At 69.8% G+C, this 14,165-nt stretch carries 14 protein-coding genes and 3 pseudogenes; 5 read left to right on the plus strand and 12 right to left on the minus strand.

Annotation, left to right across the window (positions count from 1 at the left end):
- Positions 1-210: pseudogene (locus ACO057_RS22105) on the plus strand (phosphomethylpyrimidine synthase ThiC); the annotation flags it as partial.
- A 295-nt stretch (positions 211-505) separates the two neighbouring features.
- Here the strand turns inward: ACO057_RS22105 and ACO057_RS22110 are convergent.
- The 6 genes and pseudogenes from ACO057_RS22110 to ACO057_RS22135 form a co-directional block, all read right to left on the minus strand.
- A complete protein-coding gene (locus tag ACO057_RS22110) occupies positions 506-1,411 on the minus strand; it encodes an amino acid ABC transporter substrate-binding protein (protein WP_421995579.1) in 906 nt (301 codons plus the stop codon).
- A 125-nt stretch (positions 1,412-1,536) separates the two neighbouring features.
- On the minus strand, positions 1,537-1,662 hold the full coding sequence (locus ACO057_RS22115; protein ID WP_421995581.1) for a hypothetical protein: 126 nt from the start codon (positions 1,660-1,662) through the stop codon (positions 1,537-1,539).
- Between the two features lie 263 nt (positions 1,663-1,925).
- Positions 1,926-2,276 (minus strand): annotated as a pseudogene (locus ACO057_RS22120) (aminotransferase class III-fold pyridoxal phosphate-dependent enzyme); the annotation flags it as partial.
- 19 nt (positions 2,277-2,295) lie between these two features.
- Positions 2,296-2,775: pseudogene (locus ACO057_RS22125) on the minus strand (aminotransferase class III-fold pyridoxal phosphate-dependent enzyme); the annotation flags it as partial.
- Between the two features lie 96 nt (positions 2,776-2,871).
- On the minus strand, positions 2,872-3,117 hold the full coding sequence (locus tag ACO057_RS22130) for a hypothetical protein (RefSeq protein ID WP_421995583.1): 246 nt from the start codon (positions 3,115-3,117) through the stop codon (positions 2,872-2,874).
- A gap of 143 nt (positions 3,118-3,260) precedes the next feature.
- Positions 3,261-3,716: a MurR/RpiR family transcriptional regulator gene (locus ACO057_RS22135; RefSeq protein WP_421995585.1), complete on the minus strand. Its 456-nt coding sequence runs from the start codon at positions 3,714-3,716 to the stop codon at positions 3,261-3,263.
- A gap of 263 nt (positions 3,717-3,979) precedes the next feature.
- On the opposite strand from ACO057_RS22135, the gene ACO057_RS22140 reads away from it, so the two are divergent.
- Positions 3,980-4,219, plus strand: coding sequence for a VOC family protein (locus tag ACO057_RS22140; protein WP_421995674.1), 240 nt, complete (start codon positions 3,980-3,982; stop codon positions 4,217-4,219).
- Between the two features lie 50 nt (positions 4,220-4,269).
- Here the strand turns inward: ACO057_RS22140 and ACO057_RS22145 are convergent, their stop codons facing one another.
- From ACO057_RS22145 to dctP, 5 genes are all read right to left on the minus strand, one after another.
- Positions 4,270-4,479, minus strand: a complete 210-nt coding sequence (locus tag ACO057_RS22145; protein WP_421995587.1) for a hypothetical protein — start codon at positions 4,477-4,479, stop codon at positions 4,270-4,272.
- Positions 4,476-5,504 (minus strand): ABC transporter substrate-binding protein, encoded by a 1,029-nt coding sequence (locus ACO057_RS22150; protein ID WP_421995589.1) that lies wholly within the window; start codon positions 5,502-5,504, stop codon positions 4,476-4,478. The genes ACO057_RS22145 and ACO057_RS22150 overlap by 4 nt, the downstream gene beginning before the upstream one ends.
- Before the next feature lie 65 nt (positions 5,505-5,569).
- Positions 5,570-6,847 (minus strand): TRAP transporter large permease, encoded by a 1,278-nt coding sequence (locus tag ACO057_RS22155; RefSeq protein ID WP_421995591.1) that lies wholly within the window; start codon positions 6,845-6,847, stop codon positions 5,570-5,572.
- The gene (locus tag ACO057_RS22160) at positions 6,844-7,431 is read right to left on the minus strand and encodes a TRAP transporter small permease (protein ID WP_421995593.1); all 588 of its coding nucleotides are present in this window, start codon (positions 7,429-7,431) and stop codon (positions 6,844-6,846) included. The genes ACO057_RS22155 and ACO057_RS22160 overlap by 4 nt, the downstream gene beginning before the upstream one ends.
- Positions 7,432-7,435: 4 nt before the next feature.
- Positions 7,436-8,410, minus strand: coding sequence for a TRAP transporter substrate-binding protein DctP (gene dctP, locus ACO057_RS22165; RefSeq protein ID WP_421995595.1), 975 nt, complete (start codon positions 8,408-8,410; stop codon positions 7,436-7,438).
- A gap of 134 nt (positions 8,411-8,544) precedes the next feature.
- Here dctP and ACO057_RS22170 point away from each other — a divergent pair, with 134 nt between their 5' ends.
- The 3 genes from ACO057_RS22170 (at position 8,545) to ACO057_RS22180 (ending at position 12,114) form a co-directional block, all read left to right on the plus strand.
- Positions 8,545-10,023 (plus strand): N-acyl-D-amino-acid deacylase family protein, encoded by a 1,479-nt coding sequence (locus ACO057_RS22170; protein WP_421995597.1) that lies wholly within the window; start codon positions 8,545-8,547, stop codon positions 10,021-10,023.
- Entirely contained in the window at positions 10,020-10,436 is a 417-nt protein-coding gene (locus ACO057_RS22175) for a hypothetical protein (RefSeq protein WP_421995599.1), read from the plus strand. The genes ACO057_RS22170 and ACO057_RS22175 overlap by 4 nt, the downstream gene beginning before the upstream one ends.
- A gap of 76 nt (positions 10,437-10,512) precedes the next feature.
- A complete protein-coding gene (locus ACO057_RS22180) occupies positions 10,513-12,114 on the plus strand; it encodes a thiamine pyrophosphate-dependent enzyme (RefSeq protein ID WP_421995601.1) in 1,602 nt (533 codons plus the stop codon).
- On the opposite strand, the gene ACO057_RS22185 is transcribed toward ACO057_RS22180, so the two are convergent.
- Positions 12,083-13,993, minus strand: coding sequence for a glycoside hydrolase family 15 protein (locus ACO057_RS22185; protein WP_421995603.1), 1,911 nt, complete (start codon positions 13,991-13,993; stop codon positions 12,083-12,085). The two genes, ACO057_RS22180 and ACO057_RS22185, sit on opposite strands and share 32 nt — an antisense overlap.
- Positions 13,994-14,165: the final 172 nt, after the last annotated feature.

Raw genomic sequence — 14,165 nt, forward strand, 5'->3', positions numbered from 1 at the left:
GAGACGGCGGAGAAGTTCCACGACCAGACCCTGCCGGCAGAGGGCGCCAAGCTCGCGCATTTCTGCTCGATGTGCGGGCCGAAATTCTGCTCGATGAAGATCAGCCAGGAGGTGCGGGAAGCCGCGCAGAAGGGCATGGATCAGATGAGCGCGAATTTCCGCGACAATGGCGGGGCGATCTATCTTCCGCCGGTCGCCGTGGGGGACTGATACGAAAAGGGGAGGGCCAAGGCCCTCCCCATCCCGACTAGACCGAGGCCGAAGCCTCGCGCTTTTCCTTGACCTTCCGCAGGGCGCAGAGCCCTGCCACCCCGGCCGCGCCCGTGACCGCAACGCCGGTCACAGCCACGGCCGCCATCGTGCCGCCCGCGACGGCCCCGGCGGCCGAAAGCAACCGCCCAGGGCCATTTTCGCGAGACGCTTTCTCGCGCGGAGCAACCTCAGAATCATGATCTGCCTCCTGAATCGAGGCAGATGTGGTCTCCGAAGCGCCCCTGCGCAAGCATCACCGGAAGGGGATCGCGTATTGCAGGCCGCCCTGGTTCCACAGCGCGTTCAGGCCACGCGGCAGCTTCAGCGGGCTGCCCTGGCCGAGATTGCGCTCGAAGACCTCGCCGTAATTGCCCACGGCGCGGATCATGGTCAGCGCCCAGGCGTTGTCGAGCCCGAGGCGCGAGCCGAATTCGCCGGTCTTGCCCAGCAGGCGCTGCACCGTCGCATCCGTGCTGGAGGCGAGCTGCTCCGGCGCGTTCGCCTGGGTCACGCCGTTCTCTTCCGCCTCGACGAGGGCGTAGTGGACGGAGGTCACGATATTCGCCCACTGGTCGTCGCCGTTGCGGACGAAGGGACCGAGGGGCTCCTTGCTGATCGTCTCGGGCAGAACCATGAACTGCGCGGGGGTCGGCGCGAGGGAGATGGCGCCGGCCAAAGCCGAGGCGTCCTGCGTCATCGCGTCGCAGCGGCCGGCGAAGAAGGCCGTGTACATCGTGTCGATGCGGTCGAAGACCACCGGCTGGAAGCGGATGTTCCTCGCACGGGAGAGGTCGGCCAGGTTCAGCTCATGCGTCGTGCCCTGGGCCACGCAGACGGTCGCGCCGTTCAGGTCGTTCACGCGGGCCACGCCGGCGTCGCGGCGGACGGCGAAGCCCTGGCCGTCATAGAAGTTCACCGGCAGCTGGCGCAGGCCGATCGTGTTGCCGCGCTGGAAGGTCTGGGTGGAATTGCGGAACAGCACGTCGATCTCGCCGGCCTGCAGCGCGGTGAAGCGGTTCTGCGCGGTGAGGGGGACGAAGCGTACCTTGGTCGCGTCGCCGAGCACGGCGGCGGCCACGGCGCGGCAATAGTCGGCGTCGAAGCCGCGCGTCTCGCCACGGCTGTCGGCCGCCGAGAAGCCGGCGAAGCCCTGGCTCACGCCGCAGATGAGGGGTGCCGCGCTGGCGGACGGTGTCGATGGTCGCGGCGGAGGCCACGCCGGCCCAGGCGGTGGCGACGGTGGCTGCTGCGAGCAGCAGATTGCGGATCATGATGTCGTCCTTTTCAGTGGCTTGAAGCAATGGCTGCATCGACGGCCTCGCCGAGGATGCCGACAATCGTGTCGATCTCGCCCGGCGAGGTGATGTAGGGCGGTGCGAGCAATACATGGTCGCCACGCTGCCCGTCCACGGTTTCCGCCCGAAGGGTAGCAGCCCAGGCCACGCGCGAAGGCGGCGGCCTTCACGCGGGCGTGCAGCTTCAGCTTCGGGTCGAAGGTCTCCTTGGTCGCGCGGTCCTGGACCAGCTCGATGGCGCGGAAGAGGCCGCGGCCGCGGATGTCGCCCACATGGCGGTGATTGCCGAAGCGTTCCTGCAGGCGTTCCTCCAGGCCGCGCTCCCATCGCGCCGACATGGGCCAGAAGGTCCTCCTCGCGGATCACCTTCTGCACCTCGAGCGCGGCGGCGCAGGCTAAAGGATGGGCGAGATAGGTGTGGCCATGCTGGAAAGCGCCTGAGCCGTCGCGCAGCGCCGCCACGATGCGGCCCGAGGCGAGCACGGCGCCGATGGGCTGGTAGCCGCCGCCCAGGCCCTTGGCGATGGTCTGGAGGTCGGGCGAGATGCCCTCCTGCTCCCAGGCATGGAGCGTCCCGGTGCGGCCCATTCCCGACATCACCTCGTCCAGGATGAGCAGCGCGCCATGCCGGTCGCAGACCGCGCGGACGGCCTGGAAATAGCCGGCCGGCGCGGTTGACGCAGCCTGAGGTGGCGCCCACCACCGGTTCTGCGACGAAGGCGGCGACATTCTGCGGGCCGAGACGCTGGAACTCCGCCTCCAGCTCGGCGGCGAGGCGGGCGACGAAATCGGCCTCGCTCTCGTCCGCGCGCATCTCGCGATAGGCGAAGGCGGGCGTCACATGGCTGAAGGCGTCCGACAGCAGCGGCGCATAGGGCGCGCGCCGCCAGGCATTGCCGCCCGCCGCCAGCGCGCCGAGCGTATTGCCGTGATAGCTCTGGCGCCGCGCGATGAAGCGCGTGCGCTGCGGCTGGCCGATCTCGACGAAATACTGCCGGGCCATCTTCAGCGCGGCCTCGACCGCCTCCGATCCGCCGCAGACGAGATAGGCGAAGGCGAGGCCGCCCGGCTCGTGGCCGACCAGCATTTCGGCCAGCTCCTCGGCGGGTTCGGAGGAGAAGAAGCCGGTATGGGCATAGGCGAGCCGCCCGGCCTGGCGCCCGGATGGCCTCGACCACGCGCGGATGGCCATGGCCGAGGCAGGAGACGGCCGCGCCGCCCGACGCATCGATGATCTCGCGCCCGCCGGCCTCGACGAGGCGGATGCCGTGGCCGCCGATGGCGATGGGCGGGGCCTCGCGCAGGGAGCGGTGCATCAGGCGGGTCATGGCGTCATTCCTTCGGTCGGAGATAGGCGGTTGTGGGCGGCGATGCGGCCCTCGGACTGGCGCAGGCGCGCCTGGCCCTCGGCGCCGGCGCGCGCATAGAGCAGCGCGGCCAGGGCCTGGACCAGGGCGATGCAGGCGGTGAGGGAGGGGAAGAAGCCGGCGGTGGGCGTGCGGTAGGTGAGGATGGCTGCGGCACCCTCGCAGATCGGCGCGGGCCTCGCTGTCCACGACGGCCAGCACACGCGCGCCGGTTTCGGCCGCGGCGCGGGGCGGCGAGCAGGCTGTCGCGCGAATTAGGGCGCGAAGCCGAAGAGGACGAGGACGTCACCCGGCGCGAAGGCGCCGAGCTCCAGGTCCAGCAGCCCCCCGGCGCCGCTGACCAGCGTCACCTCCGGCCGGAAGAGCCGATAGTGGTAGTGGAAGAGGGAGGCGGGGGCGTGGCAGCTGCGGAAGCCCGCGACATGCACGCGGGCCGCGGCTTCCAGCAGCTCGGCGGCGGGGGGGCGAGATCCTGCGCGCCCAGGGCCGCGAGGCTCTGGGCATCGGCGGCGAGCACGGCCTCGACTAGCCCGTCGCGCGCGGGCCGGTGGTCCGAATAGGGGGCGGAGGGCGCGGTGCGGGCGGCCTCGACTAGGCCGGCGCGCAGCTCCTCCCAGCCGGGATGCCCGAGGGCCTGGGCGAGGCGGGTGAAATTGGCGGCGGGCTCGCCGGAGCGGCGCGCGAGCTCGCGCATGGGAAGGGTGGCGGCGTCGAAGGGATGCTCGGCCACATAGCGCGCGGCGGCGGCCAGCCGGGGGGAGAGTTGGCGGGCGGCGGCTTCGAGCTGGGCGATGACGCGCATGAGGCGATTGTATCATGAATGTCGGATAATGCAACGATTGGATCTTGGCCGGGGGGCGGCTCTTGACCGCGCGGGCGCAGGCCGGAGAATCCCGGCCGTCCAGACACTGAGGGAGAAAGCGAATGTTCAATCACGTCATGGTCGGCTCCACCGACGTCGAGCGCCTCGAAGCGCTTCTACGATGCCGTTCTGGGCGTCCTCGGGCGCCGGGGCCCCGGCCAGGAACGAGGCCTCGACCGGCCATGTCCGGTATTTCTACCGCCATGCCGGCAATACCTTCGGGATCAGCCAGCCGATCAACAACGAGCCGGCCTGCGGCGCCAATGGCGGCACCATCGGCTTCAAGTGCAAACTCGCCGGAGCAGGTGAAGGAGTTCCACGACGTGGCCGTGGCCCATGGCGGCACCGCGATCGAGGAGCCGCCTGGCCCGCGTGGGCCGCTGCACCTGGCCTATGTGCGCGACCCCGACGGCAACAAGCTCTGCGCGATCTACCGGGCCTAGCTTTCCACGGCCGGGGACGCCCCCGCCGGTTCGCGGGGCGGTCCCTCGCGTCATGTGCGGATCAGCGGGCACCCACCCTCGCTGAGCGGCCGGAAGGCCTCCTCTCCACCGACCGTCGAGATGAGCTTGTAGTAGTCCCATTCGCGCTGGCTCTCGGCCGGGCTCTTCACCTCGAAGAGATAGGCCGGGTGGATCTTGCGGCCATCCTCGCGCACGCGTCCCGGGCCGAAGGCGTCGTCGTCGGTGGGCATGCGCTTCATGACGTTGATGACCTCGATGCCCGAGGCCTTGGCGCGCGCGAACGCCCACCTCGGCGACGGCCTTGAGGTAGTGGATCGCGCAGGAATAGGTGCCCCGCATGCTCCTGGCCGGGCATGTTGGTGGGCGTGCGGCGCAGGATGCGCTGGGCGAGGCCGCGCGTGCGGTCGTTGAGGTCATGGTAGAAGACCTCCGACAGCAGCATGCCCTGCGCGGCCTCCAGGCCGATCGACTTGATGTCCTGGACGAACATGATCATGCCCGCCAGCTTCTGTCCGCGCCGCGTCAGCCCGAATTCATGGGCCTGCTTCACGCAGTTCTGCGTGTCGGCGGCGGCCATGGCGAGGCCGATGACCTTCGCGCGGCTCGCCTGGGCCTGGACCAGGAACGACGAAAAATCCGTCGTGCCGGGGAAGGGGTATTTCGCGCTGCCGAGCATGCGCCCGCCCGCGCGGGTGACGAACTGGCTGGTGTCGCGCTCGAGCTGATGGCCGAAGGAATAATCGGCCGTGATGAAGTACCAGCTGTCGCCGCCCGCGCGCACGGCCGCACCCCCCACCACATTGGCGAAGACCCAGGTGTCGTAGGTCCATTGGATGGTGTGGGTGGAACATTGCGGGCCGGTGAGCGCGGAGCTCGCGGCGCCGGAGGCGAGCTGGATCTTGTCCTTCTCGCGGACGAGATTCGCGACGGCGAGCGCCACGGCGCTGTTGTTCACCTCGCAGATCATGTCCACGCCCTGGGTGTCGATCCAGCGGCGGGCCAGCGCCAGCGCGGCGTCCGGACGGTTGAGATGGTCGCCCTGGAGGACCTCCACGTTGATGCCGCGCTGGGCGAGGCCGAGATCCTCGATGGCCTGCTGGACGGCGGCGAAGGAGGTGGGACCGGAGGTGTCGCGATAGGGGCCGGAGAAGTCGGCCAGCACGCCGATGCGGATGGTGTTGTCGCGAGGCTGGGCGTGGCTCTTGGCGGCGAGCGTGCCTGCGGCGGCCGCGCCTAGGGTGGCGCGGCGGGTGATCTGATTCATCTTGGTTTCCGTCCCTGTCGTCGGACGGGAATGCTGCGCGGGGAGCCTTGCCCGCGCAAGCGCAATCAGCGGAAGACGAGGTTCGGCAGGAAGAGCACGATCGAGGGCACGTAGGTGATGATCATCAGGCAGGCGAAGATCACCGCGATGAAGATCGGCAGGTAGCGCATCATCCGGTCGATGCTGGTGCCCGCGACCTGCGCCGCGGCGAAGAGGTTCACGCCGAAGGGCGGCGTGATCATCCCCAGCGCGAGGTTCACCACCATCACCGTGCCGAAATGCACCTGGTCGATGCCCAGCCGCTGCGCCGCCTCGGCGAGGATCGGCGCCAGCACGATGATGGAGGCCGAGGTCTCCACGAACATGCCCACGACGAACAGGAAGAGGTTCACGCCCAGCAGGTACAGGCCCGGCCCCTCGAAATTCGCGACCAGCCAGGCGGCCGCGGCATCGGGCACGCCCTGGCGGTTCAGCAGCCAGGAGAAGAGCCCCGCACAGGCGATGATGAACATGATCACCGAGGAGGAGATCACCGACTTGCGGAAGATCGGATAGAGGTCCCGCCAGCCGATCTCGCGATGCAGGAACATCCCCACCAGGATCGCATAGACCACGGCGATGACGCTCGCCTCGGTCGGCGTGGTGATGCCGCCATAGATGCCGCCCAGCACGACCACGGGCATGAACAGCGCCCATCCGGCCTGGCGCATCGACGTCAGGAAGGGCAGGCGGCCCAGGCCGTCCTGCTTGCCCCAACCCATGATCCTGCACCAGATCAGCACGGTCGCGATCAGCGCGGCACCGATCAGGATGCCCGGCCCGATGCCGGCGATGAAGAGCTCGGGGATCGAGGTCTGGGTGGTGACGCCGTAGAGGATCATCGGGATGGAGGGCGGGATGATGACGCCGAGCTCGGCCGCCGTGGCCTGGAGCGCGGCGGCGAAGGCCACCGGATAGCCGTGCTTCACCAAAGCCGGGATCATCACCGCGCCGACCGCGAAGGTGGTGGCGACCGAGCTGCCGCTGATGGCGGCGAAGATCATGCAGGTGACGATGCAGGTGGCCGGCAGGCCGCCCTGCACGCCGCCCACGATGGACTTCGCGAATTCGACGAGGCGGCGAGAGATGCCGCCCACATCCATCAGATTTCCGGCCAGGATGAAGAAGGGGATCGCGGCCAGGGGAAAGCGGTCCAGCGAGACGAAGAGCTGCTGGGCGGCGACGATCAGCGGGAAGCTGGTGAAGCCCGCCACGCCGATCACGGCGGCGATGCCGATGGCGACGGCGACCGGGACGCTGATGGCGAAGAGCACCAGCATCGCGGTGAGCATGGCGGAGGTCATACGGCCATCTCCAGCTCTTCCGCCCGGCGATCCAGGAAGTGTCCGATGGCGCCGAGGATGGCGAAGGCCGCGCCCACGGGCAGGGCCGCGTAGCCCCAGCTCATCGAGACCTCGAGGCCCGCCATCTCCTGGAACTGCACCCGCCCGGCCATGATCCAGCCGAACCAGAAGAGCACGCCCATCAGCGAGAGATTGCAGGCCAGGGCCGCCGCCTCCAGCGCGCGGCGCAGCGCCCCGCGCGAATGACGGTGCGCGACGTCGATGGAGACCAGCGCGCCGGTCCTCAGCGCGGCGGCCAGGCCGAGGAAGGCCATCCAGATCAGCGCCGTGCGCACCAGCGCCTCGGACCAGATGGAGGGCGTCTCCGTCGCGAAGCGCGCCACGACCTGCCAGAAGCCGGCGGCGGTCGCGATGGCCAGCGCCGCGCAGGCGAGCGCGGTGGCGAGGCCGGTCGCGATGCGGTCGGCCGCGAGGATGCCCCCGCGCAGCGCGCCGCCCTTCCCGGAGATCCACGAAGCGAGCAGCACGGTCGCCACCGTGGCCGCCGCCACGATCTGCAGCGGCAGCAGGTTCATCGCGTTCATGCCGCTATTGGGCCGGGCGCCAGTCGCGGATGCGGCGCAGCAGCGCGCCGTCCAGCGTGCGCTCGTATTCGGCGAAGGCGGGCGCCAGCGCGGCCTGGAAAGCGGCGGTGTCCACCGTGGTGACCACCGTCATGCCCCGGCGGCGCAGCTCCTCCACGCCGGAGGCGTCGTCGGCCGAGACGCGCGCGCGGTTGGCCGCCTGCGCGGCGCGCGCCGCCTCCATGAAGGAGGCGCGGTCGGCCGCGTTCAGCCGGCCCATCGTGGCCGGATTGCAGATCAGCACGGCGGGCGAATAGACGTGCGAGGTGAGCGTCAGGAAGCGCTGCACCTGGTTGAGGTTGTTGGCCACGATCACCGGAATCGGGTTTTCCTGCCCGTCCACCGTGCCCTGCTGCAGCGCCGGCACCAGCTCGGAGAAGGCCATCGGCGTGGGCAGTGCGCCCAGGGTGGAGAAGGCGCGCATATGCACCTGGTTCTCCATGGTGCGGACCTTCAGCCCGCGCATATCGGCGGGCAGGTTCACTTCGCGGCGGCTGTTGGTGAGGTGGCGGAAGCCATTCTCCAGCCAGATCACGCCGACCAGGCCGCGGGCGCTGAACTGGTTGAGGATCGACTGGCCGATCTCGCTGTCCAGCACGCCGCGGGCATGGGCGTAGTCGCGGAAGAGGAAGGGCACGTCCACGTTGCGCACGGCCGGCACGAAATTCCCGACCGGGCCGGTGGAAGTGATGGTGCAGTCGATCGTGCCGATCTGCGCGCTCTCGACCATCTCGCGCTCGTTGTCGTTGCGCTGGATGTTCACGCGATAGCGGTTGGCGGTGAGGCGCTCCAGCGCCGCCTTGAAGGCGTTCGCGCCGTCGCCGTAATGGCTGGCGATGGGCAGCGGGTGCTGGAGGGTGATCTGGGTCTGGGCGAAACTGGGCGTTGTCACCAGGATGGCGAGCCCGGCGGCGAGGGCCGCGCGGCGGAAAATGGACATATCGTTTCCCCCAGGAGATTTCTTGGATCCTCGATACGGCATGCGGGCCATGGCATGCAATGGAAGTGCGCATGCGCCCCCCAATGGCGCACCGGCCCGGCCTCGGGCATCATTCCCCTCCTTAGGAGAGACCGATGACCCTGCGCTGCGACCTTGTGATCCGTGATGCCACCATTTTCGACGGAACGGGCGCGCCGCGCTTCCGTGGCGACGTGGCGGTCGAAGGCGACCGGATCCTGGCCGTCGGCGACCTCGGCAGCCTCGCGGGGCAGAAGGAAATCCAGGCCAATGGCCGCGCTCTGGCCCCCGGCTTCATCGACGCCCACACCCATGACGACCGCCTCGTCACCTGCGGGCCCGAATGCGTCCACTGCAAGACCAGCCAGGGCGTCACCACCGTCGTCGTCGGCAATTGTGGCGTGAGCCTCGCCCCGGTGCGCATGACCAAGCGCCCGCCGCCGCCGCTCGACCTGCTGGGCGACGAGAGCTGGTTCACCATGGGCAGCTTCGGCGAATATGCGCAGGCGCTGACGAAGCGTCCCACGGCCGTGAACACCTTCGCCTTCTGCGGCAACATGTCGCTGCGCGTCGAGGCGATGGACGGCGACGTCTACCGCGCCGCCAAGGACCACGAGATCGTGAAGATGCAGGACCGCCTGCGCGAGTCGCTGCGCGACGGCGCCTGCGGCTTCTCCACGGGCCTCTACTACCCGCCCAACACCCAGGCGACGACCGAGGAGATCATCGCGATCGCCGAGGTCGTGGCCGAGGTGGGCGGCATGTACGCCACCCATATGCGCGACGAGGCGGACCATGTGCTGGACAGCATCCGCGAGACGCTGCGTACCTCGCGCGAGGCCGGCGGCGAGACGGGCGCGCTGGATCTCGTCATCAGCCACCACAAGTGCAGCATGAGTGAGAATTACGGGCGCTCGAAGGAGACCTTGGCGCTGATGGACGCCATGGCCCAGGACCAGCCCGTGGCCTTCGACGTGTATCCTTACCCCGCCGGCTCCACCGTGCTCATGCCCGACAAGCTACGTCAGGACGTGCCGGTGCAGATCACCTGGTCCGTGCCTCACCCGGAGATGGCCGGCCGCAACCTCGACGACATCGCGCGCGACTGGGGCATGACGCGCCGCGCGGCGGCCGACAAGCTGCTGCCCGCCGGCGCCATCACCTTCTCGATGGACGAGGGCGACGTCCGCCGCATCATGGCGCATCCGCGCTCGATGATCGGCAGCGACGGCATCCCGCACGACGCCAAGCCGCATCCGCGCCTGTGGGGCACTTTCCCGCGCGTGCTGGGCATGTATGTGCGCGACGTGCAGCTCTTCAGCCTGGAAACGGCGGTCCATAAGATGACGGGCCGCCCCGCCGGCATCTTCCAGATGCCCGATCGGGGCACCATCCGCCCCGGCAACTTCGCCGACCTCGTGCTCTTCGATCCCGCCCGCGTGCGCGACAACGCGACCTGGTCCGAGCCGGACCTCGTCTCCGAGGGCATCGAGCAGGTATGGTGCAACGGCGTGACCACCTACACCGAGGGCTCGGAGCCCGGCACCGCCGCGCCGGGCCGCTTCCTGGGAAATCCCCGCCTGAAGGCCGCATGAGGGCAGACCCCCAACTCGCCGACCGCATGCAGCCCGGCACCAAGCGCCGGGCCTTGCTGGTCTTCCTCATGATCGCGGCACTCGTCGCGGCGGTGGCGCTGTTCTGGCCCAACACCCGTATCCGCACGCAGATCGAGACCTATCTGCGCCAAGGGCAGCGGCACGGCGAGGCGCTGCTGAAGCGCGACATCGACGCGCTCTCGCCCGTCGGACAGGATCCGGGGCCGGCCGTGCAGCATCTGAACGCGCTGGGCCTGACCTGCGCCGCCCCAGCGGGCACCACCGGCGAATGGGCCTGCTCCATGCGCCGCCCCGGCGACGACCGGGTGATGATCGGCATCGATGCGACGATCCGCGTCGAGCGCGGCCTGGTCACGGAAACCACCACGCGCTTCACCGAAACGCCCCGATGAGCGCCCTCGCCGGGTAGGCGCATCGGCGCGGCCGGATTAAACCGGGGGGCAGAATAACGTTCCGGGGAAAACTATCTTGCCGACAGCCGCCCAACGCCTGGTGGATTTTCTCGCCGCCCAGGGGATCGACCGCGCCTTCTGCGTGCCCGGCGAGAGCTATATCGCCTTGCTCGAGGCGCTGCACGACGCGCCCATCGACCTCGTGGTCAACCGCAATGAGAGCGGTGCGGGCTTCGGCGCCATCGCCGACGCCAAGCTCACCGGCCGTCCGGGCGTCTTCATGGTCAGCCGGGGCCCCGGCGCCTGCAACGCCTCCATCGCGCTTCACACGGCCGAGCAGGACGCGGTGCCGCTCATCCTGCTGATCGGCCAGGTCGAGGCCAAGGACCTGCGCCGCGACGCCTTCCAGGAGATCGACTACGGCCACATGTTCGGCCGCTTCTGCAAGTTCGTGGGCGAGGCCACGCGGCCCGAGCAGGTGCCCGAGCTCATCGCCCGCGCCTATGCCATGGCCATGCAGGGCGTGCCCGGCCCCGTCGTGCTCTCGCTGCCCGAGGACGTGCTGGACATGGAATGCGCCGCCGTCGCGCCGCAATACAGCCTCGCCAGCCCGGCCGCGATCGCGCCCTCGGACGTCGCGCGCATCGCCGCCGCCATCGCCCAGGCGGAGCGCCCCATCCTGCTCGCCGGCCATGGCTTCGAGAGCCCCGAGGGCCGCGCGGCCCTGGCGCGCTTCGCCGAGACTTTTCATCTTCCCGTCGCCGTCTCCTTCCGCCGCCAGGACCTCTTCGACAACCACTCGCCGCTCTATGCCGGCGATCTGGGGCTGCGGAATCCCGATGCGCAGCGTGAGGCCTTCGCCTCGGCCGACCTGATCCTCGCGCTCGGCACGCGCCTCACCGACATCACCACGCAAGGCTATTCCTGGCCGGCGCCGGGTCAGAAGCTGATCCACCTCTGCGCCGATCCGAAGTTCCTGAACTGGCATTTCCCGGCCGATATCGCGATCGCCGCCGATCCGCTGGCGCTCCTCGCGGCGCTGCCGGCCTCCAATGTGCCGCCGGGCCGCAAGGCCTGGGCCGAGAAGCTTCGCGCCCTGCACGTCGCCGATTGCCAGGTGAAGCCGCGCGACTGGCCGGACGGTTTGTTCTTCCCCGAGGTGGCCCAGGCCGTCGCCGCCGCGTTGCCGGAGAACGGCATCATCACCCTCGATGCCGGCACCTTCGGCGCGCCCTTCTATCGCAAGGTGAGCTACGCGCCGGGCCAGCGGCTGCTGGTGCCGATCTCGGGCGCGATGGGCTTCGGCGTGCCCGCGGCCGTGGCGGCGACGCTGCGCTGCCCGGACCGCACGGTCGTCTGCGGCGTGGGTGACGGCGGCGTGCTCATGACGGGCGGCGAGCTCGCCGTGGCGGTGGAGCGCAACCTGCCCATAAAGCTGCTGCTGTCGGAGAACCGGGGATTCGCCTCGATCCGCATCCATCAGGAGCGGCAGCATCCCGGCCGCGTCAGCGGGACCATGTTCGCCAATCCCGACTTCGCGCATTGGGCCCAGGCCTTCGGCATGCCGGTGACGCGGGTGAACACGCGCGACGACTTCGCCGCGATGCAGGAGGCCATCCGCAGGCCGGGCCCAGCGGCGATCCTCGTCAGGACCTCGATGCAGGCGGTTCTGGCCTGACGCCGCGGGACGCCGGGGGCTTTCCCGGCGTCTCCATCTTCTCCCGGACCGGCGCATGCTCGTGCAGGCTGAGCACGGTCCGCACCAGCGCCATGTGTGAGAAGGCCTGCGGGAAATTGCCCACCTGCCGGCCCGCTTGCGTGTCGTATTCCTCGCTGAGCAGGCCGAGGTCGTTGCTCAGCGCCAGCAGGCGATCCACCAGCGCATGGGCCTCGTCCTCCCGGCCCTGGAGCTGCCAGGCATCGGCCAGCCAGAAGCTGCAGGCGAGGAAGACGCCCTCGCCGGCGGGCAGGCCGTCCTTGCCGCTCTCGGTGCGGTAGCGCAGGACGAAGCCGTCCCGCAGAAGGTCCCGCTCGATGGCCGCGACCGTGCCGGCGACCCGCGGATCGCCGATGGGCAGGAAGCCGACGGCCGGGATCAGCAGCAGGCTGGCATCCAATTCCGGTGAGCCGAAGCTCTGGGTGAAGCTGCCGAGGGTCCGGTCGAAGCCCTTCTCGCAGACGGTGCGGTGGATCTTGTCGCGGACCGCGCGCCAGTGCTCCAGCGGCGCCTCCAGGCCGAAGGTCTCGGCGTCGCGGATCATGCGGTCGTAGGCGACCCAGGCCATGATCTTGGAATGGGTGAAGTGCCGCCGCCCGCCGCGCATCTCCCAGATTCCGTCATCCGGCTCGTCCCAGATCCCTTCCAGATGCCGCAGCGCCCGGCATTGCAGCGACCAGGCCGAGGGAAGGGAGGCCAGCCCGCCTTCGCGCGCGAGATGCAGCGCATCCATCATCTCGCCCCAGACGTCGAGCTGCAGCTGGCCCGAGGCCGCGTTGCCGATGCGCACGGGCGCGGAGCCCTCGTGGCCGGGCAGGCCTGCCACCTCCCATTCGTCGAGACGGCGCTCGCCGGCGACGCCGTACATGAGCTGCAGGTCCTCGGGGCTGCCGGCCACCGCGCGCTGCAGCCAGTCGCGCCAGGCCCGCGCCTCCTCATGATAGCCGCTGCCCATGAGCGCGATCAGCGAGAGCGTCGCGTCCCGGATCCAGCAATAGCGGTAGTCCCAGTTGCGAGGACCGCCGATGCGCTCGGGCAGGGAGGTGGTGGGGGCCGCGACGATGCCGCCGGTCTCGGCGAAGATTAGGGTCTTCAGCGTCAGCAGCGAGCGCAGCACGATGTCCCGCCGATGGCCCCGATAGGTGCAGCGGCCCGCCCATTCGCGCCAGAAGGCCTCGGTGTCTCGCAGGGCGGCCTGCGCGTCGATCGCCGCCGGCGGCGGCAGGTGGGAGGGCCCATGGGTGAGCACGAAGCTCGTCCGCTGCGAGGGGCCGAGCGTGAACTCGGAGACGGTCGAGAGCTCCTCGCCATGCAGCTCCGTCCCGGCCCGCAGCACGACGAGGTTCGGGCCGGCGATGGCAACGATGGCCTGGCGGCGCGATTCCGCGCGGACGGATCCTTCGGGATCGGGCAGGCGCGTCACCCAGGGGATGGAGGAGCCGTAGTCGAAACGCAGCCGCAGCTGCATCCGCACGCGGCTCACGCCCCGACGGCCCTCGACGATGCGGATGACGGAGGAATCCGTTCGGGAGGCCGGCATGAAGTCGATGACGGCAAAGGCGCCTTCCTCGGTCTCGAAGACCGTCTCCAGCACCACGGTATCGCCGCGATAGCTGCGGCTGACGCGCCCGGGCTCGCCGGCAGGCGCGATGGACCAGTGGCCGTGGCTGGCGTCGCCCAGCAGGGCGGCGAAGCAGCTCCCGCTGTCGAAGCGGGGCCAGCACAGCCAGTCGATGGAACCGTCCCGGCCGACGAGGGCGGCGGTACGGCCGTCGCCGATCAGGCCGTAATCCTCGATGCGGAGCCGGGCCGTCGGGGCGGAGGCAGGATGCTTCGGCATCAACCGTCCGTGGCGAAGCCGGGAAAGGGCATCGCGCCCTTCACGTCGTCCGAGGCCAGCCAGACCATAGCGCGGCCGATATCCTCTGTGACTGCTTGGACCTCCTGCGGGTGGGTTCCGGGATCCTCTCATTGCCTGGCGTCTGCCGCTGGACGTCCCGACCCAACCAGCC

This window comes from Roseococcus sp. (genome assembly GCF_965227005.1).
Taxonomy (GTDB): domain Bacteria; phylum Pseudomonadota; class Alphaproteobacteria; order Acetobacterales; family Acetobacteraceae; genus Roseococcus.